Origin of the sequence: Pseudomonas sp. fls2-241-TYG-175 (assembly GCF_030209155.1) — a bacterium.
Classification (GTDB): domain Bacteria; phylum Pseudomonadota; class Gammaproteobacteria; order Pseudomonadales; family Pseudomonadaceae; genus Aquipseudomonas; species Aquipseudomonas viridiflava.
In genome coordinates this window covers 30487-48982 of the sequence record NZ_JARVSO010000032.1, presented here as the reverse complement: position 1 = coordinate 48982, position 18496 = coordinate 30487, and the positions used below count along the sequence as shown (strand labels likewise).

Here is an 18496-nt window from a genome sequence, read left to right as displayed (position 1 = left end):
TATGCATTCAGTCAGTCACTTTCGTTTAGGCCCCCGTTTTGCGCGTCTTGCGGACTTGTGTATAACGATGAGCGCAGAGCATGGCCTTGATCAGCTATCAACGACCCGCCAGCAGCTCCTGTCCGCGAACCACCGCCGCGCGGACCTGTCCGGGAGCGGTGCCGCCGATGTGGTCGCGTGCATTCACCGAGCCTTCCAGGGTCAGTACGGCGAACACGTCCTGTTCGATCTGATCGCTGAACTGACGCAGTTCGTCCAGGCTCATTTCAGCCAGATCCTTGCCGGTCTCGACGCCATACTTCACGGCGTGGCCAACGATTTCGTGGCAATCACGGAACGGCAGGCCACGGCGCACCAGGTAGTCGGCCAGGTCGGTTGCGGTCGAGAAGCCGCGCAGGGCCGCTTCGCGCATGATGGCGTGCTTCGGCTTGATGGCGGGGATCATGTCGGCAAACGCACGCAGCGAGTCGCGCAAGGTGTCGGCTGCGTCGAACAGCGGCTCCTTGTCTTCCTGATTGTCCTTGTTGTAGGCCAGAGGCTGGCCTTTCATCAGGGTCAGCAGGCCCATCAGCGCGCCAAATACGCGGCCGCTCTTGCCACGTACCAGTTCTGGAACATCCGGATTCTTCTTCTGCGGCATGATCGAGCTGCCAGTGCAGAAACGATCCGGCAAGTCGATGAACTGGAATTGCGCGCTGGTCCACAGCACCAGCTCTTCGGAGAAACGCGACAGGTGCATCATCGCCACGGAAGCTGCAGCACAGAATTCGATGGCGAAGTCGCGATCCGACACGCCGTCCAGCGAGTTGCCGCCCACAGCATCGAAACCCAGCAGCTTGCAGGTCAGCTCACGGTCGATCGGGTAGGTGGTGCCTGCCAGCGCAGCGCTGCCCAGCGGCATGCGGTTCAGACGCTTGCGGCAATCAACCAGACGTTCGTAGTCACGGCTGAGCATTTCGAACCAGGCCAGCATATGGTGACCGAACGTGACCGGCTGTGCGGTCTGCAAATGGGTAAAGCCCGGCATGATGGTGTCGGCTTCACGCTCGGCCTGACCCAGCAGGCCCTGCTGCAGGCGAGTGATCTCGCTCAGGATCAGGTCGATTTCGTCACGCAGCCACAGGCGAATGTCCGTAGCCACCTGATCGTTGCGGCTGCGACCGGTGTGCAGTTTCTTGCCGGTGATGCCGATGCGGTCGGTCAGGCGCGCTTCGATGTTCATGTGCACGTCTTCCAGGTCGACGCGCCAGTCGAAAGTCCCTGCCTCGATCTCGGTCTGAATGGTCTTCAGCCCATCGATGATCGTGTCGCGCTCGGCGTCAGTCAGAACGCCTACCTTGGCCAGCATCGTGGCGTGGGCGATCGAGCCCATGATGTCGTGGCGATACAGGCGCTGGTCGAAGGTGACGGAGGCAGTGAAGCGCGCGACGAACGCGTCGACGGGTTCACTGAAGCGGCCGCCCCAGGACTGATTGGTCTTGTCGGTGCTCATGGATTCGCTCGTTGCTCTACGGAAAGTGGCGTGCCCGATACGTGGCACAAAGGCGGTTGCGATGATAACAGGGTTGATACTTTTTTATTTCCGGATGGCTTGCCGCTGGCCCTGCCAGAGCCGAGACTGAGCCGATGCGAGATCATCCTGTAAAGCGTGACACCGGGCGTGCTCCCGGCAAAGAATTCTTCCTCCCCGAACTGTGCCTGCCGCAGGCGCTGCTCGTGCTTGTGGTACTGGCAGAGCTGCTGGTAGTGGTTCTGGTGCTGGTCGAGCCGATGCGCACGGGGTTCGATTGGGTGCGGCTGGCACTGATGTCGCTGTTCGTGCAATGGATCGTGCTGCTGTCAGCCGCGCTGCTCTGCGGCCTGCGACCCTGGCTGGCCCGTCTCTCGCCGGGACTTGCGGGTCTGCTCGGTTGTCTGTTGGTGGTCGGTCTGACGCTGCTGTGCACGGCGGTCACCGACGTGTGTCAGCTCACCGGCAGGATCACGGTGGGCGGCATGGTGGATCGGTACATTCGCTATTCGATGATTGCGCTGATCATGTCTGCCCTGATGTTGCGCTACTTTTATCTGCAGAGTCAGTGGCGCAAGCAGCAGCAGGGCGAGCTTCAGGCCAGGATCGAATCGTTGCAGGCACGTATCCGGCCGCACTTTCTGTTCAATACGCTCAACAGCATCGCGAGCCTGGTGGCCAGCAATCCGGTCAAGGCCGAGCAGGCGGTGCTGGATCTTTCCGACCTTTTTCGCGCCAGTCTGGCCAAGCCCGGCAGCCTTGTGACGTGGAGCGAGGAGCTGGCTTTGGCAAAACGATATTTATCGATTGAGCAATATCGTCTCGGCGAGCGTCTACAGTTGGACTGGAGGGTGAGCGCAATTCCTGATGACTTGCCGATTCCCCAGCTAACCTTGCAGCCATTACTTGAAAACGCTTTGATCTATGGCATTGCCCCGCGAGTCGAAGGGGGTGTAGTAACAGTCGAAGCAGACTATAGAGAGGGAGAGTTCATATTGCGTGTCAGCAATCCCTATGAAGAAGTTGCCACTCGGCAGACTTCCAACGGTACTCAACAGGCCCTGACGAATATCGGTGCGCGCATTACGGCACTTTTTGGCCCGTACGCCAGTCTGAGCGTGGAGCGCCGTGACGGTCGTCACTACACCTGTCTACGCTATCCTTGTGCGAGACTCACGCAGGAAGCCAGAGCTATATGAATGTCCTGATCGTTGATGACGAACCCCTGGCCCGCGAGCGACTGAGCCGATTGGTCGGCGAACTCGAGGGTTACAGGGTACTGGAACCCAGCGCCACAAATGGTGATGAAGCATTGGCGCTGATCGATAATCTCAAGCCGGATGTCGTGCTGCTGGACATCCGTATGCCGGGTATGGACGGCTTGCAGGTCGCCGCCAGACTGTGCGAGCGCGAAGCGCCTCCCGCCGTGGTTTTCTGCACCGCACACGACGAGTTCGCGCTGGATGCGTTCCAGGTCAGCGCTGTCGGTTACCTGGTAAAACCTGTGCGTCCAGAGCATCTTATCGAGGCTCTGAGGAAGGCCGAGCGGCCCAATCGCGTGCAACTGGCCGCCATGACCCGACCCGCAGCCGAAAGCGGAAATGGCCCGCGGACCCACATCAGCGCGCGTACCCGCAAAGGTATCGAACTGATTCCGTTGGACCAGGTGATCTATTTCATCGCTGACCATAAATACGTGACCCTGCGTCACGAGGGCGGCGAAGTGCTTCTGGACGAGCCACTCAAGGCGCTGGAAGACGAATTCGGTGATCGATTCGTGCGTATCCATCGCAATGCACTGGTGGCGCGGGAGCGGATCGAACGCCTGCAACGTACGCCGCTGGGGCACTTTCAGCTGTTCCTCAGAGGGCTGGGTGGTGATGCCCTGATCGTCAGCCGTCGTCATGTGGCGGGTGTACGTAAAATGATGCAAACGCTGTAGAAACTCCGTTGCACGGGTTTGCTCGCGAAAACCGAGCCATGGTCCTGGCGCTGAATACAGATTCCAGACCTTGGGTTTTCCGGTTCTACGCGAACAATCCACCTCCCATTTTCATTGAGCCCAGTCTGTGGTTCTGATACCTGCAGGCGGGCTGAAACTCGTTTTCGGTCAACGCTGAAGCTGTCCGGCTGAGCTGTTATTATCCGTCGCATCTACCCAGTACGGATCGTTCAATGTCTTCTCGCGAAATCCGCATCGCTACCCGCAAGAGCGCGTTGGCCCTCTGGCAGGCCGAATATGTCAAAGCACGTCTGGAGAAAGCCCATCCCGGCCTGGTCGTGACGCTGGTGCCAATGGTCAGTCGTGGCGACAAGCTGCTGGACTCGCCGTTGTCGAAAATCGGTGGCAAGGGGCTGTTCGTCAAGGAGCTCGAAACAGCGCTTCTCGAAAATGAGGCGGACATCGCCGTGCACTCGATGAAAGACGTGCCAATGGACTTCCCGGACGGCCTCGGGCTGTTCTGCATCTGCGAGCGCGAAGACGCCCGCGATGCGTTCGTGTCCAACACCTTTGCCAGTCTGGAAGATCTGCCTGCCGGCAGCATCGTCGGGACGTCCAGTCTGCGTCGCCAGTCCCAGTTGCTGGCGCGTCGTCCCGACCTGACGATTCACTTCCTGCGCGGCAACGTCAATACGCGTCTGGCCAAGCTGGACTCGGGCGAATACGACGCGATCATTCTGGCCGCGGCCGGTCTGATCCGCCTCGGGTTCGAGGACCGCATCACCTCGGCGATCAGCGTTGAAGACAGTCTTCCTGCCGGCGGCCAGGGCGCGGTAGGCATCGAATGCCGCAGTGTCGATGCGCAGATTCATGCGCTGCTTGCGCCCTTGCATCACGAAGACACTGCCGTGCGCGTGATTGCCGAGCGCGCGCTGAATAAGCATCTCAATGGCGGCTGCCAGGTGCCGATTGCCTGCTACGCCGTGCTTGAAGACGATCAGGTCTGGTTGCGTGGGATGGTCGGAGATCCTTCCGGTAGCTTGCTGCTGCGCGCAGAAGCCCGTGCCCCACAGACTGCGGCGCAGGCGTTGGGTGTCGAGGTTGCCGAAGCGCTTCTGGCCCAGGGGGCGGCAAAAATCCTCAAGGCCGTCTACGGCGAGGCTGCAGACGAATGAGCAGCTGGCGTCTGCTGCTGACCCGTCCTGCCGAGGAATCGGCGGCGCTGGCCAGTACGTTGGCCGACGCCGGTATCTTCAGCAGCAGCCTGCCTCTGCTTGAAACCGAACCGCTGCCGTTGACGCCTGCCCAGCACTCGATCATTTTCGAGCTGCTCAATTACTGCGCCGTCATTGTGGTCAGCAAGCCGGCTGCCCGTCTGGCCATCGAACTGATCGATGAGGTCTGGCCCCAGCCGCCTATTCAGCCCTGGTTCAGTGTCGGCGCCGCGACCGGGCAGATACTGATCGACTATGGTCTGGATGTCAGTTGGCCCGAGCAGGGCGATGACAGCGAAGCCCTGCTGGATCTGCCGCGATTGCAGGCGGCGATTGCCGTTCCGGGCAGTCGTGTGCTGATCATGCGGGGTGACGAGGGACGCGAGCTGTTGGCCGAGCGTTTGCGCGAACAGGGTGTGACAGTCGATTACCTGCCGCTGTACCGTCGTTATCTGCCACAGTACCCTGCCTCGGCACTGCCGCAACGTGTCGAGTTGGAACGCTTGAACGGGCTGGTGGTCAGCAGTGGGCAGGGTTTTGAACATCTGCTCGCGCTGGCAGGTGAGCGCTGGCCGGATCTGGCAGGTCTGCCGTTGTTTGTACCCAGTCCCCGGGTGGCCGAGATGGCTCGTGCTGCCGGGGCTCTGAATGTGATTGATTGCCACGGCGCGAACGCCGGGGCACTGCTGGCAGCGTTGCGGGATCGACCTCAGCCTGCCGTCGAGGCGTATTGATCGACTCTCTGTCGTTTACGCTATTACGCCAACATGCAAAGGATGGGATACGTGAGCGAAACTGCCTTGCCTAAAGACGATGAATCGGTAGTCAAAACACCGGCCTCCACCCCTGAACCTGTGCGCCCCGAGCGTTCGGGCAATCGCAGCAGCGGCCTGGTGATCCTGGCCCTCTTGCTGGGTATTGCAGGCGTGGCCGTTGCAGGCTGGGGCGTTTGGCAACTGCGCATGTTGCAGGCCGGGCATCAGCAGCAGCGCGGTGAGGTTCAGGACATCGCCGAGCAGACGCTGGCGCTGGCCCAGAGTGACCAGCAACTGACAGCGCGTCTAGCGCAGTTTCCGCCGGCCGATCAGCTTGAAGACAGCCGCCGTCTGGTGGCGCAGTTGCAGGGCGACCAGCAGCGTCTGAGCCAGCGTCTGGAAACAGTCCTTGGTGCCAGCCGCAAAGACTGGCGTCTGGCCGAGGCCGAGCACTTGCTGCGTCTGGCCAGCCTGCGTCTTTCCGCGCTGCAGGACATCAACAGTGCCGAGGCCCTGGTGCAGGGTGCCGACGAAATCCTGCGCGAGCAGGACGATCCGGGCTCGTTTGCCGCACGCGAACAGCTTGCCAAAAGCCTCGGCGCCCTGCGCAGTCTTGAGCAGCCGGACCGTACCGGGCTGTTCCTGCAACTGGCCGCACTGCGTGATCAGGCGGTACAGCTCAACAAGCTGGCGCCGGAATATGAAGACAAGGGCGATACCCTGCCGGGCCTGACCGATGCCAGTGAAGACAGCACATGGTCGCGCTGGTGGGCGCAGCTTTCCCATTACTTCCGTATCGATTTCAACGCTGACAAGGACATTCGTCCGGTTCTGGCCGGACAGAGCCTTGCCCAGGTCCGTCTGGCCCTGAGTCTGGCACTCGAACAGGCGCAGTGGGCCGCGCTCAATGGCGAGCCCGAGGTGTATTCCCGTGCGCTGGCCGAGGCCAAGAGCGTGCTGCAATCCAACTTCAATCAGGACGACCCGCAAGGCAAACTGCTGGGCGCGCGTCTGGATGCCGTCGCCGCGCAGCCGGTGGCCGTCAAGACACCTGATCTGGCGCCGAGCCTGAGCGCCGTGCAGGCGTATCTGGAGCGTCGTCACGCGTCAGGCCAGCCTGCCGAGGCGATGCGAGGGACCAGCCCATGAAGCGATTCTATGTACTGCTGTTCATCGCCATCGCTGCTGCGGCGCTGATCGGTGTCGCCATCGCCGAGCATTCCGGGTACGTCCTGATCGCGTACCAGAACTTCCGTTATGAATCGAGCCTGTGGGCGACGCTGGCGCTGCTGGTCGCCTTCCTGCTGGTGATCCTGCTCATCCGTCTGGTCATCAACCTGCTGACCACATCGGGCGGTCTGGTCAACCCATGGTCGCGTCGCAATCGCCGCCGCCGTGTCCAGATCGCAATCGAGCAGGGCCAGATGGACCTTGCCGAGGGTCGCTGGTCCAGTGCACAACGTCATCTGCACCGTGCCGCCGAGGCCGACGCTCATCCACTGTTGTACTACATCGGCGCTGCGCGAGCGGCCAACGAGCAGGGTCGTTATGAAGATTGTGACAATCTGCTTGAGCGCGCACTGACTCGCCAGCCGCAGGCGGAACTGGCGATTGCCCTGAACCACGCGCAGTTGCAACAGGATCGTGGGGACACCGATGGTGCATTGACCACGCTGCAGGCCATGCACGAGCGTCACCCGCATAATCCTCAGGTGCTACGCCAGTTGCAGCGGCTGTACCAGCAGCGCGGTGACTGGTCTGCGTTGATTCGTCTGATGCCGGAGCTTCGCAAGGATAAGGTATTACCGCCTCGTGAACTCGCTGAGTTGGAACGTCGTGCCTGGGGGGAAAACCTTACGCTGGCGGCCTACCGTGAAGAAGGCGAGGGCTCGTTGACGGGTCTGCCTTCGCTTGAAAAAGCCTGGCAAGGTCTGTCCTCTGCACAACGTCAGGAGCCGCAACTGATACTGGCGTATGCCGATCAGTTGCGTCGTCTCGGTGCCGAGGCGCAGGCTGAAGAAGTGCTGCGCTCTGCCCTCAAGCGCGACTACAGCAGCCATCTGGCCCGGTTGTACGGGCTGGTACGTGGCGGTAATCCGGCTAAGCAGCTGCAGACCGCAGAAGGTTGGCTCAAGCACCATCCGAGCGATCCGAGCCTGCTGTTGAGCCTGGGTCGTATCTGCCTGCAAAGCCGGCTTTGGGGCAAGGCTCGCGACTATCTGGAAAGCAGCCTGCGTCTGGAGCGTAACCCGGAAACCTGCGCCGAGCTGGCGCGGTTGCTTGCTCAACTGGGTGAAACGGATCGCAGCAACCAGCTCTTTCAGGAAGGGCTGGGCCTGCTCGACGAGCGACTTCTGACAAGGCCGTTACCCGCGCTCAGCGGCGTCTGATGTTGCACATGCATGAGCCTTGGCAGAAAGCGGGGCTCATGCATGCAAATGCCAACGTTCAAAACCCGTCTGTGCAAAGTACGAACATTCCTACGCCAACTCGTTAAGAAGCCCTATCTTCACGTGTGTTGTTTCCACATTTTGCGGCGACGTATCTGTACGACGTCGCCTTGAAAGCGCCGGGCCCTTTCCTCTACCGTTAACGCCTCGTCTTTTGTTACGGATTCGCCATGCACCTGGCTCGCACGCGTTCGTTGTTTTTTCTGGCATTTCTGACCTGTGCGCTGATCATTGCCGCTGTGCTTTACCTGCAACACGCCGTCGGCCTTGAACCTTGTCTGCTCTGCCTCTTGCAACGGGCGGCGATGGTCAGTTGCGGTGTGCTGACGCTGGTAGCAGCCTGTCATTCACCCGGCGCGACCGGCTGGCACCGCTACTGTGTGACGTTGCTGGTGGTCGCACTGGTCGGTGCGGCCATGGCGGGTTTTCAGGTCTGGCTGCAAACGGCATCGGCAGATGAGCTGATACCGGTGTTCGCCGCGCTCGACAGCCTCTCCCCGGGCCGGTGGAACGACAGCTTCCACGTCAATGCTGCGGTTTGCGCGCAAATCACCTGGTCGCTGTTCGGCCTGAGTCTTCCCGAATGGAGTCTGCTGGCATTTGTCGGTCTGGCGCTGCTGCCGTTGTATCCGCTTTTCAGCGAATTGAGCCGCTGGATATCTGCCGGAAGTCGGACCGACTATTAAACGCTTGTATGAACTTTATCTCCTGCGTACCTTGATGGCCTCGTCGAGCGGGCATAATCTGGGCCGCACGCGTCATTGGAAGTATGCTGTCCTGACGCTTTCATCAGGCCTGGCCCTTAAATGACTAAGGCCGGCACAGGACCGCATGCCCCTGAAGGGAAGAGAGAACATCATGCTGGAAAGTTGTCAGAATGCTCAGGAACGCTGGGGTGGTGTCAATCTGTTGATTGACCGCTGGTTGGAGTGCCGCCGTGAATTGATCAATGCCTACGATGCGTTGGGCGATACGCCCGAAGCGCTCGCAGCTGATCGCGCGGCATTGCAGAACTTTTGCGGAATTCTGGTCGACTACGTTTCGGCCGGTCATTTCGAGGTCTACGAACAGCTGGGCAATGAAGCCAAGGCTTTCAATGACGAGCGCGGGCTTGAGCTGGCGGATACCCTCTACCCACGTCTGAATGTCATTACCGAGCTGGCGCTGGCATTCAATGACCGCTGTGACAAGGGTGACTGCTCGGACTGCTCGGTCGTGGCAAAAGAGTTCAACAAGCTGGGCGGTCTGTTGCATGAGCGCTTCGAGCTTGAAGACTGCCTGATCGAAGTGCTGCACAACTCCCATAAGGAAGAGGCCGCCGTTCAGGCGTGATCGTTTCCTGATGTCCATGGGGTTGCCAAGGGTGCTTTTGCACCCTTTCGCGTTTCTGTGGGAGGCCCCACCACGTCTTCGACGTAGTGCTGTCGCGCAGCAAACACAGACCGTAGGAGCGCGCTTGCCCGCGATGCAGTCGACGCGGTTTGTCAGGACCATCGCGTCATCGTTCATCGCGGGCAAGCGCGCTCCTACAAAAGAACAGTGTTTCTTCAGTGGGTAGCAGGTTGTTTTGATAAGAGCGGATTACTGCGAAACGGCGATCAGCTCGATCTCGAACACCAGTGGCGTGAACGGGTCGATCAGGTCGCCTGCGCCCTCTGCGCCGTACGCCTGATCCGATGGAATCACCAGCCGCCATTTCGCCCCGGTCGGCATGCCTTGCAGTGCGCTGGTCCAGCCGCTGATTACACTGTCGAGCCTGAACCACTGAGGCTGTGTGCTCTGATCGAAGATCGTGCCGTCCGGCAGGCGACCCACATAGCGCACTTCCACCCTGCCATTCACGTCCGGCTTTGGCCCTGTGCCGGGTGTGAGTTCCGTCATCAGAATACCGTCAGCCAGCACCTTGACGCCCGGCTTGGCCTTCTCGCTCTCCATGAAACGCTTTTCGGCACCCAGCGCGGCTTCGGTCGGCGCGTCTGTTCCCGTGGTCTCGGCCTGGGCCATGGCCGCATCGTGCTCACGCAGAATCTGGTCGATACGCTCCTGCTTGAGTGCCAGAGGCTTGCCCTGATAGGCCTGCTTCAAGCCATCGACCAGCGCTTTCAGATCAAGGTCCGGGACCTCCTGATGCAAGCGTTCACCCAAGCTTGCGCCCAGGCTATAGGCAAGGTCGTGAGAATCTGTGGTCGGAGGGGTTTCAGTGGCCTGAGCCAGCGGTAGCAAGAGAAACAACGACGTTAACAGGTAGCGCGACATGGATGCTCTCCGGCCTGGGAAGTCAGCGATTATGCCAGTGCAAGCGCCTGTGGTGACGTGTCTTGCAAGGTGAATTTCGCAAAGACCTGGAAACAGGCCAGACAATCATTTTTTTCACCATGCAACAGGGCGCCGTTCATGGTGTCAAGATGCCCTAGCGGCGGTGCGAGCAGAAGTCTAGTATGAGCCGCAATTTCGTCAGCCAGGAGGTAAGTCATGTCGGCCAAAAAGAAGCCAGTAAATACTCCGTTGCATTTGCTCCAACAACTATCGGGCAGCTTGCTCGAGCATCTGGAAGACGCCTGCTCACAAGCTTTGGCTGATGCCGAGAAACTGCTCGCCAAGCTCGAAAAACAACGTGGCAAAGCGCAGGAAAAACTGCACAAGTCGCGCACCAAGTTGCAGGATGCCGCCACGGTCGGTAAGGCCAAGGCGCAGACCAAGGCCAAGAGCGCCGTGTCTGAACTGGAAGAATTGCTGGATGCACTCAAGGACCGTCAGACTGAAACCCGTACCTACATTCTGCACCTCAAGCGTGATGCTCAGGAAAGCCTGAAGCTTGCCCAAGGCATTGGTCGCGTCAAGGAAGCCGTCGGCAAGATCCTCACCACCCGCGAAGCCAAGCCTGCTGCACCGGCCAAAGCGGCGGCTGCCAAGCCTGCCGCCAAGACCGTTGCCAAGGCACCGGTAGCCAAAGCGCCTGCCGCCAAGACTGCTGCAGCGAAAGCACCTGTTGCCAAGGCGCCTGCCAAAGCTGCTGCCAAGCCTGCGGCCAAAACCGTCACCAAGCCCGTCGCTGTCAAAGCTCCGGTCAAGGCTGCCGTGAAGCCTGCTGCGAAACCCGCCGCTGCCGCCAAGCCTGTTGCTGCAAAAACAGCAGCGGCCAAACCGGCTCCTGCGAAGACAGCGGCCAAACCTGCTGCCGCCAAGGCACCGGCCAAGCCTGCCGCTGCGAAGCCTGCCGCTGCCAAACCAGCAGCTTCCAAGGCTCCCGCTGCTGCCAAGCCAGCCGCCGTCAAGGCGCCGGCAAAAGCACCTGCCAAGGCCGCGGTGAAAGCCGCCGCCAAGCCAGCCGCCGCCAAGCCTGCTGCAAAACCAGCCGCCGCCAAGCCTGCTGCAAAACCAGCAGCCGCCAAGCCTGCTGCAAAACCAGCAGCCGCCAAGCCTGCAGCGTCCACCACGCCTGCGGTCAAGCCGGCAGCAGCGCCGGCTCCTGCAGCTCCAGCCGCCGCGCCTGCTCCGGCAGCGGCCAATGGCGCAACGCCTACCAGCGCTTCCTAAGCGTCGGTGACATCAGCCGCGATGCGCAGCACTTGCAGCGCATCGCGGCTTTTTTGTGTCGTGCTTTCAACAATGCCCGCAAGCCATCCGGCGACATCCTTCCTGTTCGCGTCTGGCCAGTCGCGGGTCAATGCCTCAAGTCGGGTCAGCAGCGTGTGTTCGGCCTCCAGTTCCAATGCCTTGACCCTGTTTCGCAGCTCGCCCAGAACTGCATCATCCTGAGCTGCTACCCGCCACAGGGTGCGCATTTCCCGCAGCGGCCGCACGACGTCATCGTGCCATGGCGTCGCCAACTGTCCGATTTCGGACAAACGTTGCGTGTTGCATTCCACTCCGCGAAGCCCCAGCCACACGCCACATAACACCGCACACACGTTGGCCCCGCTGGTTTGCAGTGTCAGGCAGGCCTGTTCCACACCCGGTCGAGCGTAAAAATCCAGGGTGAAACTCCAGAGGTCTGTAGGCATAGTGATCTCCCTGTCCGGGACGAAGCTGGTAGACTCCGCCGCCATTATGATTCGACTTCAAAGCCTTACCTTACAGCGTGGTCCGCAACGTCTGCTAGAAGACGCCGAGCTGACCCTGCACGCCGGCCATAAAGCCGGTCTGATCGGTGCCAACGGCGCCGGTAAATCCAGCCTGTTCGCCTTGCTGCGCGGCGAGCTTACGCCCGATGCCGGTGACTGTCTGTTGCCCGCTGACTGGCGCATCGCTCATATGCGTCAGGAGGTCGACACGCTCGAGCGACTCGGCGTGGACTACGTGCTCGACGGCGACGTGCGTCTGCGCGAGGTTCAGCGCCTGCTGGCGGAAGCCGAAGCGGCGCAGGACGGTGCCGCTCAGGCGCGTCTGCACGCCGAACTCGACAGTGCCGACGGTTATACCGCCGACGCACGCGCTCGCAAGCTGCTGGCGGGCCTCGGGTTCACCAACGAGCAGATGGAACGTGAGGTCGGCAGTTTCTCGGGTGGCTGGCGCATGCGTCTGAACCTGGCGCAGGCCCTGATGTGTCCATCGGACCTGCTGCTGCTTGACGAACCGACCAACCACTTGGACCTCGACGCGATTTTGTGGCTCGAAGACTGGCTGAAAAGCTATCCGGGCACTTTGCTGCTGATTTCCCACGACCGGGATTTTCTCGATGCCGTGGTCGATCACATCGCACATGTCGAACAGCGCAAGATCACGCTTTACCGTGGTGGCTACAGCGCGTTCGAGCGCGCCCGTGCGGAACGTCTGGCCCAGCAGCAACAGGCCTACGAGAAGCAGCAGGTGCAGCGTGCGCACATGGAAAAATACATCGCGCGCTTCAAGGCCCAGGCCACCAAGGCCCGTCAGGCCCAGAGCCGGATAAAGGCACTGGAACGCATGGAAGAGCTGTCCGCTGCGCACGTGGATTCGCCCTTCAACTTTGTTTTCCGTGAGTCCGACAAGATCTCCAGCCCGCTGCTGGACCTGTCCGAAGCGCGTCTGGGCTACGGCGACAAGACCGTCCTGGAGAAGGTCAAGCTGCAACTGACGCCGGGCGCGCGTATCGGTCTGCTCGGGCCGAACGGCGCGGGCAAGTCGACGCTGATCAAAAACCTGGCAGGCGAACTCTCCCCTCAGAGCGGCCGACTGGTGCGCGGCGAGAACCTGACCGTGGGCTACTTTGCCCAGCATCAACTCGATTCGCTGGACGCCAAGGCCACGCCACTGTTGCACTTGCAGCGCTTGGCCCCGACCGAGCGCGAGCAGACCCTGCGAGACTTCCTCGGCGGTTTCGACTTCCGCGGCGCGCGTCTGGATGAGCCGGTGCTGAACTTCTCCGGTGGCGAAAAGGCGCGTCTGGCGCTGGCCTTGATTGCCTGGGAAAAACCCAACCTGCTGCTGCTCGACGAACCGACCAACCACCTGGATCTGGAAATGCGCCTCGCGCTGACCATGGCGCTGCAGGAGTTTGGCGGCGCGGTACTGGTGGTCTCCCACGATCGGCACTTGCTCAAAAGCACCACCGACGACTTCCTGCTGGTGGCTGACGGCCGCGTCCAGGAGTTCGATGGCGATCTGGATGATTACACACGCTGGCTGGCTGACTACCGACTGCGCAATGCGCCGGTCAGCAATACACCGGTGAACGCCGACAAGACCGACAAGAAGGCTCAGCGTCAGCAGGCTGCTGCCCTGCGTCAGCAACTGGCCCCGCACAAACGCGAGGCCGACAAGCTGGAGCGCGATCTGGGCACGCTGCACGAAAAGCTCGCCAAGGTTGAAGAGGCACTGGCTGACAGCGCCAACTACGATGCCGCCAACAAGGACAAGCTGCGCGACCTTCTGGCCGAACAGGCCAAATTGAAAGTACGCGAGTCCGAGCTGGAGGATGCCTGGATGCAGGCGCTGGAGTTGCTGGAGTCGATGCAGGCCGAGCTGGAAGCCTTGTCGTGATGGAAGTGTTGGGTTTGCCGGTCTCCGCTTACTGGGTAGAGCCGATTCTGCTGGGGGTGCAGATCCTGCTGATTCTGTTGGCAGGTTATGTACTGCAGCGGGTCGTTGGCCGTTTTCTGACCGGTCTGGGCGAGCGCTACCCGTTGCCGCCCGAGCTTCTGGTGCCGGTACGTGGCGGCCTGCGCTGGCTGATCATGGGCAGTGCGTTCGTCTTTGTGCTGGGGCGTCTCGGCGTTTCAGCCACGGTGTTGTGGACGGCCTTGTCCGGGTTTGTGGCGGTTGCTGCGGTGGCGTTTTTCGCCATGTGGAGTGTGCTGTCCAACCTGCTGTGCGCGATCCTGATCTTCACCATCGGGCCGTTTCGCATCGGCGATCTGGTCGAGCTAGTGGACACGCTGGACAAGCCGGGCGTGAAGGGCCGTGTGGTGGCGATCAACCTGATGTTCACGACCCTGATCGAAACACCCGAAGCCGGCGGTGCGCTGGTTCAGGTGCCCAACAGCCAGTTCTTCCAGAAGTCGGTTCGCCGCTGGCGCGGGAGTGAACTGTATCCTCAGGCCACAACTACGGCCCCGCAGGACGAGCAGGACTAGAAAACATTAGTCACGGCGCGCATTACGCACTAATTTAGCGAACATTCGATTTTGCCTGAGGTGCGTGATGGCGCTTGAAACGTGGCTGGGCTTCTTTGCAGCCTGCTGGATTATCAGTCTTTCTCCCGGTGCAGGCGCTATCGCCTCGATGTCGTGCGGCCTGCAGTACGGCTTCCTGCGCGGCTACTGGAATGCACTCGGCCTACAGATTGCGCTGGTGGCACAGATTGCGATCGTGGCGGCAGGTCTGGGCGCTGTGCTCGCTGCGTCGGAGCTGGCGTTCACGTTGATCAAGTGGTTCGGCGTGGCGTATCTGGTCTACCTGGGCATCAAGCAATGGCGAGCGCTGCCCATGGACCTATCCGACGGGCCAACGACTCGTCCTGTCGGCAGTATCTGGAGGCTGGTGCTGCGTGGCTTTCTGGTCAACATCAGTAACCCCAAGGCGCTGGTGTTCATGCTGGCGATCCTGCCGCAGTTTGTCGATCCGGCCGCACCGATGCTGATCCAGTACGTGATCATCGCGGCCACCATGGTGGTCGTGGATCTGATCGTGATGGCGGGCTACACCGGGCTTGCCTCGAAAGTCCTGCGCGCACTGAAAACCCCGCGTCAGCAGCGTCGTTTGAATCGTAGCTTTGCCAGTCTGTTCGTGGGGGCCGCGGCTTTCCTCGCGACATTGCATCGCGGCACGGCGTGATAGAAGCATCGCGAGTGCGCTCGTTTGGCTCGAGCGGCTCGCGACGGTTTTAAAGGACCTTTAATCCTCGCCTTAGCGCAGAATTTTAGGCGCCTCGTCTCTCGGCAGGTTGTTGTGCTGCGGCTGTTGCCCGGTGTATTCCACCTCGCCGCGCAGTTGCTCTCGCAGCTGGCGGGCCACGTCTTCACCTATCGATTTCGAGACATCGCGAACCACCCGAGGGCGGTTGAGCGAGACCTTGATGTCCCGGCCATTCACCAGCTTGGTGTCCTGGCCTTCGCCCATTGCCGTGAAGGCTGAGGTGACTTCATAGGTGCGCGTATTGATCAGGCTGAAATCCGCCACCAGCGTCAGGCCCAGAATGGCCGAATGCGAGTTGGTATTGGCGATCTCACCGATATCCTGCTGGAAATCGATGTCCGAGACGGTGCCGAACAGCACGTAGTCCGCGCCCTTGAAGCTGCCGTTCTTGATGCGCTTGATGACGTCGTAAACGTCTTCCTTGGACCCGGCGGTGTAAGGCGTGGCCTGCACCAGCTGGAACATCCCGGACTTGATGATCTCGCCCTTGATGTCGCCGCTGAATTTGCGCAGTTCGGTCTGCTCGATGTAGCTGGTGCGCGATTCGTATTCGTCGTAACTGGACGAGCCGCTGGCGCTGTAATAGTTGGCCTGCATGTTACTGCGTGCCGACACGGTGTGGATGTACTGCTCCACGCGTTCCTGATAGGCCAGGTCCGTGACCGCGATTTTTGGCGCGGCCTGCGCTGCGAAAGCGCAAGCCATGCCGATAATGCCGATCCATGCGCGCATCGATTAACGCTCCGTGGTTTTACGAATTTCTTTCTCATCCATCCATTCGGCCAGACCGCTTTCAACGTCGATCAACTGCAGGCTGAATTTGTAGAAGACATCCTTGTAGTCGCTGCTGCGCTTGACGATGGAGCTGATCGAGCCTTCCAGACGGTATTTGGCAGCGACCATGTTGCCGGTCTTGGCGACAGTGGTCTTCTTGTACAGGCCGCTCTGGTTCTGCAGCTTGAGCTGATCGACCTGGTTCTGCATCTGGTTGTCGTCGCTGGCAAAACGGGCGGTTCCGCTTTTCATCAACTGGGTCTTGATCGACGTGGTGATCTCGCGGGTATCGATGTACTCGCTGGTCTTGTTCTTCACGTCGTAGACCTGAACCACCGGGCGACCCTGCAGGGTGCCGGACTGAGCCAGGGAGCGGGTCATGCTTTCGGCGATCATCTGCAGATCGGTAGAGCCGAACTCGTTGGTCACGGTTTCGACGGCCTTGGTGTCGCCGTAGCTGATGTTCTTGCTGCCCAGACCGGGCGAGTTGTTGGCACAGCCGGTAACCAGCAGGGCGACGGCGGCGATGGAGCAGAAGCGTGTGAACATTGAGACGTTCTCCAGAACTGGGCGAATAGGTGTGCGGATCAAGGCGTGTTGATTTCGATGCGGAAATCGGTCGCGCGGGGAACCGGGGCGATGGCAGGCAGCACAGTGCTTTGCGAGCCATACAGCGTCATGCTTTTCCAGCTTTCTTCATCGGCAACCGGGAAGCCGTCGTTGCCCAGCCAGGCAAAGCGGTAATACATCATTCTGTTGCGGCTGCTGGTGTTGGTCAGTTGCGCCTTGACGGTCAGGAAGCCGTTTTCGCGCGCGACGCGCATGGCGCCGACTTCGATGTATTGGGTGTCGCCCATGGACACCACTTTGCTTGCAGCGCTGCTCGGCGCGGGCGGCGGTGGCGTCGCGCAGCCCGCAAGCAGTGCAACAGTCAGCGCGCCAAGAATCTTCATGCGCATGGAAAATCTCCGATCAGGGTTGTTTGGCGGTGGCGATGGCTTGCGGAACGTTCGACGGCATGACCTGAGCGGCCAGACTGCCCGCATAGACCTGACTGCCCAGTGCACGCAGCGGGATCACCTGATAGCGCTGGTCGACCTTGACGCGAACATGTGAGCCGCCCAGCGCGTTGGGCAGAATGATCTGGTGCTCACCCTGGGTCAGGCGCAGGCGCGCCACCAGTGTGTTGTCCGGCAACGTGCGCCAGGTGCGGGTGTCGGCGCCTTCGGTGATGGCCGAGGCGATACCGACGGCCAGACCGGCCAGCGGGTTGGTCTCGTTGATCTGTTTTTGAGCCACGCCGCGGGTGATGGCGCGCACGGTGGTGCGCAGGATAATGCCCGGCATGTCGTCACGCAGTGCCCGGCGAGACATGTCGGTGGTGCTGTTGAGCAGCGTCAGGTTCAGCGGCTGGCCGTCCAGCGTGATCTGGTTGAACGCAGGAGTCGTGGTGTCCGGTTTGATGACCGGGAACGACAGCGGTGTGATGACCAGATTGCCGCTGATGGGCAGTGGCAACGGAATACTGACCGAGTCGCGTGCCGGGGCAAAGCCGCTCTGCACGACAATCAGCACTTCACTGTTGCCGTCCTTGCTGGCTGCTGCATCAAGGTCCTTGAGGGCCTGTTCCAGCAACGGCGTGTTGGGGCGCAGTTCGGCGGCCTTGCGGTAACCCGGTGCTGCCAAGCCTTTCTCGCCGAGTGCTTCGTAGACGAAGCCGGACAGATAATGGCTGAACGCGCTCTGGTAGCTGTTCTTCAGGCTGACGACTTCAGGGGCGTCCAGCGAGGCGACAGGGTAGCCGCGCAGGTCCTTGAACTCGGTCTTCACGCCCCGGTTCTCGGCTTCCTGCTCGCTCTTGAGGTATTCCTTGTCGCGCAGCTCGGCGATGACCGCTTCGCGCTCGTGCGTCTTTTTGATCTCGGTGCGGGCACCGTCAAAATCGTTGCGCGCCAGCTGGTTGAGCGCCATCTGGGTGGTGAGCATGACCTTTTCATAGTCATAGCCCTCGTAGCGGCGCACCTTATCGTTGATCAGGAAGCTGCCGAACTGCGCGAGGTATTTGTCGGTGTCGAGCTTCACCGACTCTTCCCATTTGAACACCACCAGATCGGCAGCACGCCAGGCCGTCTGGCTGCCGGCGAAGTCACCCTTGGCGCGCAACAGCTCGCCCTTCTCGAAGTAGTAGAGAAGGTCCTTGTCTTCACCGGTGTTGTTCTTTTCCAGCGTGCCGATCGCTGCGTCCACATTGCCGCTGGCCAGCTGCTGATTGGTTTGTTGCAGCTCGGTGTCGTAGTTGCGAAAGGCAGAGCAGCCTGCCAGTTGAACAGCGGAAATCAGCGCGAGCGCAGTCAAGGCACGAGAAGGCATGACGTTCTATTCCCTTAGGTGACAGCCGTGGGGCTATCGAAATCCAGATGACCGAACAGGAACTGTTCGAAGCGTAAGACCGCTTCGCCTGATTGGATCCAGCGGTGCGGGCGCGGGATTATAAGCATCAGAATGCATAGAGCAAT

At 60.7% G+C, this 18496-nt stretch carries 19 protein-coding genes; 12 read left to right on the top strand and 7 right to left on the bottom strand.

Annotation, left to right across the window (positions count from 1 at the left end):
• Positions 1–97 precede the first annotated feature (97 nt).
• Entirely contained in the window at positions 98–1492 is a 1395-nt protein-coding gene (gene argH / locus QRN20_RS20765) for an argininosuccinate lyase (RefSeq protein ID WP_025996739.1), read from the bottom strand.
• A gap of 134 nt (positions 1493–1626) precedes the next feature.
• Here argH and QRN20_RS20760 point away from each other — a divergent pair, with 134 nt between their 5' ends.
• The 8 genes from QRN20_RS20760 to QRN20_RS20725 all read left to right on the top strand — a co-directional run bounded on the left by QRN20_RS20760 (position 1627) and on the right by QRN20_RS20725 (position 9203).
• A complete protein-coding gene (locus QRN20_RS20760; protein WP_069142682.1) occupies positions 1627–2709 on the top strand; it encodes a sensor histidine kinase in 1083 nt (360 codons plus the stop codon).
• The gene (locus tag QRN20_RS20755) at positions 2706–3452 is read left to right on the top strand and encodes a LytR/AlgR family response regulator transcription factor (RefSeq protein ID WP_004886893.1); all 747 of its coding nucleotides are present in this window, start codon (positions 2706–2708) and stop codon (positions 3450–3452) included. The genes QRN20_RS20760 and QRN20_RS20755 overlap by 4 nt, the downstream gene beginning before the upstream one ends.
• A gap of 233 nt (positions 3453–3685) precedes the next feature.
• Complete coding sequence (gene hemC, locus QRN20_RS20750) at positions 3686–4627, top strand: hydroxymethylbilane synthase (RefSeq protein WP_025996737.1); 942 nt, start codon at positions 3686–3688, stop codon at positions 4625–4627.
• Positions 4624–5400 carry a uroporphyrinogen-III synthase gene (locus tag QRN20_RS20745; protein ID WP_122427943.1) on the top strand — a complete coding sequence of 259 codons (777 nt, stop codon included), beginning with the start codon at positions 4624–4626 and terminating at the stop codon, positions 5398–5400. Before hemC ends, QRN20_RS20745 begins: the two co-directional genes overlap by 4 nt.
• A gap of 51 nt (positions 5401–5451) precedes the next feature.
• Entirely contained in the window at positions 5452–6570 is a 1119-nt protein-coding gene (locus QRN20_RS20740; RefSeq protein WP_162876929.1) for a uroporphyrinogen-III C-methyltransferase, read from the top strand.
• Positions 6567–7811 carry a heme biosynthesis protein HemY gene (locus QRN20_RS20735; RefSeq protein WP_122510396.1) on the top strand — a complete coding sequence of 415 codons (1245 nt, stop codon included), beginning with the start codon at positions 6567–6569 and terminating at the stop codon, positions 7809–7811. The genes QRN20_RS20740 and QRN20_RS20735 overlap by 4 nt, the downstream gene beginning before the upstream one ends.
• 230 nt (positions 7812–8041) lie before the next feature.
• Positions 8042–8557, top strand: a complete 516-nt coding sequence (locus tag QRN20_RS20730; RefSeq protein ID WP_154971913.1) for a disulfide bond formation protein B — start codon at positions 8042–8044, stop codon at positions 8555–8557.
• Positions 8558–8729: 172 nt separating this feature from the next.
• Entirely contained in the window at positions 8730–9203 is a 474-nt protein-coding gene (locus QRN20_RS20725) for an Rsd/AlgQ family anti-sigma factor (protein ID WP_029242902.1), read from the top strand.
• Positions 9204–9452: 249 nt separating this feature from the next.
• On the opposite strand, the gene QRN20_RS20720 is transcribed toward QRN20_RS20725, so the two are convergent.
• On the bottom strand, positions 9453–10127 hold the full coding sequence (locus tag QRN20_RS20720) for an FKBP-type peptidyl-prolyl cis-trans isomerase (RefSeq protein ID WP_004886880.1): 675 nt from the start codon (positions 10125–10127) through the stop codon (positions 9453–9455).
• Between the two features lie 216 nt (positions 10128–10343).
• Between QRN20_RS20720 and QRN20_RS20715 the strand changes: the two genes are divergently transcribed.
• Positions 10344–11408 carry an AlgP family protein gene (locus QRN20_RS20715; RefSeq protein ID WP_285361096.1) on the top strand — a complete coding sequence of 355 codons (1065 nt, stop codon included), beginning with the start codon at positions 10344–10346 and terminating at the stop codon, positions 11406–11408.
• Here QRN20_RS20715 and QRN20_RS20710 read toward each other — a convergent pair.
• On the bottom strand, positions 11405–11875 hold the full coding sequence (locus QRN20_RS20710) for a TIGR02444 family protein (protein WP_096766849.1): 471 nt from the start codon (positions 11873–11875) through the stop codon (positions 11405–11407). The two genes, QRN20_RS20715 and QRN20_RS20710, sit on opposite strands and share 4 nt — an antisense overlap.
• Positions 11876–11921: 46 nt before the next feature.
• Between QRN20_RS20710 and QRN20_RS20705 the strand changes: the two genes are divergently transcribed.
• From QRN20_RS20705 to QRN20_RS20695, 3 genes are all read left to right on the top strand, one after another.
• Positions 11922–13832, top strand: coding sequence for an ATP-binding cassette domain-containing protein (locus QRN20_RS20705; protein ID WP_043306757.1), 1911 nt, complete (start codon positions 11922–11924; stop codon positions 13830–13832).
• A complete protein-coding gene (locus QRN20_RS20700; protein ID WP_029242906.1) occupies positions 13832–14425 on the top strand; it encodes a mechanosensitive ion channel family protein in 594 nt (197 codons plus the stop codon). Before QRN20_RS20705 ends, QRN20_RS20700 begins: the two co-directional genes overlap by 1 nt.
• A 67-nt stretch (positions 14426–14492) precedes the next feature.
• Positions 14493–15125, top strand: coding sequence for a LysE family transporter (locus QRN20_RS20695; RefSeq protein WP_058430747.1), 633 nt, complete (start codon positions 14493–14495; stop codon positions 15123–15125).
• Between the two features lie 72 nt (positions 15126–15197).
• On the opposite strand, the gene QRN20_RS20690 is transcribed toward QRN20_RS20695, so the two are convergent.
• From QRN20_RS20690 to QRN20_RS20675, 4 genes are read right to left on the bottom strand one after another with little or no spacing between them, the layout of a single operon-like run.
• Positions 15198–15938 carry a hypothetical protein gene (locus QRN20_RS20690; protein WP_004886867.1) on the bottom strand — a complete coding sequence of 247 codons (741 nt, stop codon included), beginning with the start codon at positions 15936–15938 and terminating at the stop codon, positions 15198–15200.
• A 3-nt stretch (positions 15939–15941) separates the two neighbouring features.
• Positions 15942–16529 (bottom strand): penicillin-binding protein activator LpoB, encoded by a 588-nt coding sequence (gene lpoB, locus QRN20_RS20685; protein ID WP_004886866.1) that lies wholly within the window; start codon positions 16527–16529, stop codon positions 15942–15944.
• A gap of 38 nt (positions 16530–16567) precedes the next feature.
• Positions 16568–16939: a YcfL family putative periplasmic lipoprotein gene (locus QRN20_RS20680; protein ID WP_285361094.1), complete on the bottom strand. Its 372-nt coding sequence runs from the start codon at positions 16937–16939 to the stop codon at positions 16568–16570.
• Positions 16940–16952: 13 nt separating this feature from the next.
• A complete protein-coding gene (locus QRN20_RS20675; RefSeq protein WP_058430746.1) occupies positions 16953–18350 on the bottom strand; it encodes a COG3014 family protein in 1398 nt (465 codons plus the stop codon).
• Positions 18351–18496: the final 146 nt, after the last annotated feature.

Bases quoted from the DNA above. Each gene is read 5' to 3' on its own strand.
- QRN20_RS20725 (WP_029242902.1), top strand. From the start codon at position 8,730: ATGCTGGAAAGTTGTCAGAATGCTCAGGAACGCTGGGGTGGTGTCAAT.
- QRN20_RS20715 (WP_285361096.1), top strand. From the start codon at position 10,344: ATGTCGGCCAAAAAGAAGCCAGTAAATACTCCGTTGCATTTGCTCCAA.
- QRN20_RS20700 (WP_029242906.1), top strand. From the start codon at position 13,832: ATGGAAGTGTTGGGTTTGCCGGTCTCCGCTTACTGGGTAGAGCCGATT.
- QRN20_RS20690 (WP_004886867.1), bottom strand. From the start codon at position 15,938: ATGCGCGCATGGATCGGCATTATCGGCATGGCTTGCGCTTTCGCAGCG.
- QRN20_RS20705 (WP_043306757.1), top strand. From the start codon at position 11,922: ATGATTCGACTTCAAAGCCTTACCTTACAGCGTGGTCCGCAACGTCTG.
- QRN20_RS20730 (WP_154971913.1), top strand. From the start codon at position 8,042: ATGCACCTGGCTCGCACGCGTTCGTTGTTTTTTCTGGCATTTCTGACC.
- QRN20_RS20695 (WP_058430747.1), top strand. From the start codon at position 14,493: ATGGCGCTTGAAACGTGGCTGGGCTTCTTTGCAGCCTGCTGGATTATC.
- QRN20_RS20755 (WP_004886893.1), top strand. From the start codon at position 2,706: ATGAATGTCCTGATCGTTGATGACGAACCCCTGGCCCGCGAGCGACTG.
- argH (WP_025996739.1), bottom strand. From the start codon at position 1,492: ATGAGCACCGACAAGACCAATCAGTCCTGGGGCGGCCGCTTCAGTGAA.
- QRN20_RS20675 (WP_058430746.1), bottom strand. From the start codon at position 18,350: ATGCCTTCTCGTGCCTTGACTGCGCTCGCGCTGATTTCCGCTGTTCAA.
- lpoB (WP_004886866.1), bottom strand. From the start codon at position 16,529: ATGTTCACACGCTTCTGCTCCATCGCCGCCGTCGCCCTGCTGGTTACC.
- hemC (WP_025996737.1), top strand. From the start codon at position 3,686: ATGTCTTCTCGCGAAATCCGCATCGCTACCCGCAAGAGCGCGTTGGCC.
- QRN20_RS20760 (WP_069142682.1), top strand. From the start codon at position 1,627: ATGCGAGATCATCCTGTAAAGCGTGACACCGGGCGTGCTCCCGGCAAA.
- QRN20_RS20735 (WP_122510396.1), top strand. From the start codon at position 6,567: ATGAAGCGATTCTATGTACTGCTGTTCATCGCCATCGCTGCTGCGGCG.
- QRN20_RS20680 (WP_285361094.1), bottom strand. From the start codon at position 16,939: ATGCGCATGAAGATTCTTGGCGCGCTGACTGTTGCACTGCTTGCGGGC.
- QRN20_RS20745 (WP_122427943.1), top strand. From the start codon at position 4,624: ATGAGCAGCTGGCGTCTGCTGCTGACCCGTCCTGCCGAGGAATCGGCG.
- QRN20_RS20720 (WP_004886880.1), bottom strand. From the start codon at position 10,127: ATGTCGCGCTACCTGTTAACGTCGTTGTTTCTCTTGCTACCGCTGGCT.
- QRN20_RS20710 (WP_096766849.1), bottom strand. From the start codon at position 11,875: ATGCCTACAGACCTCTGGAGTTTCACCCTGGATTTTTACGCTCGACCG.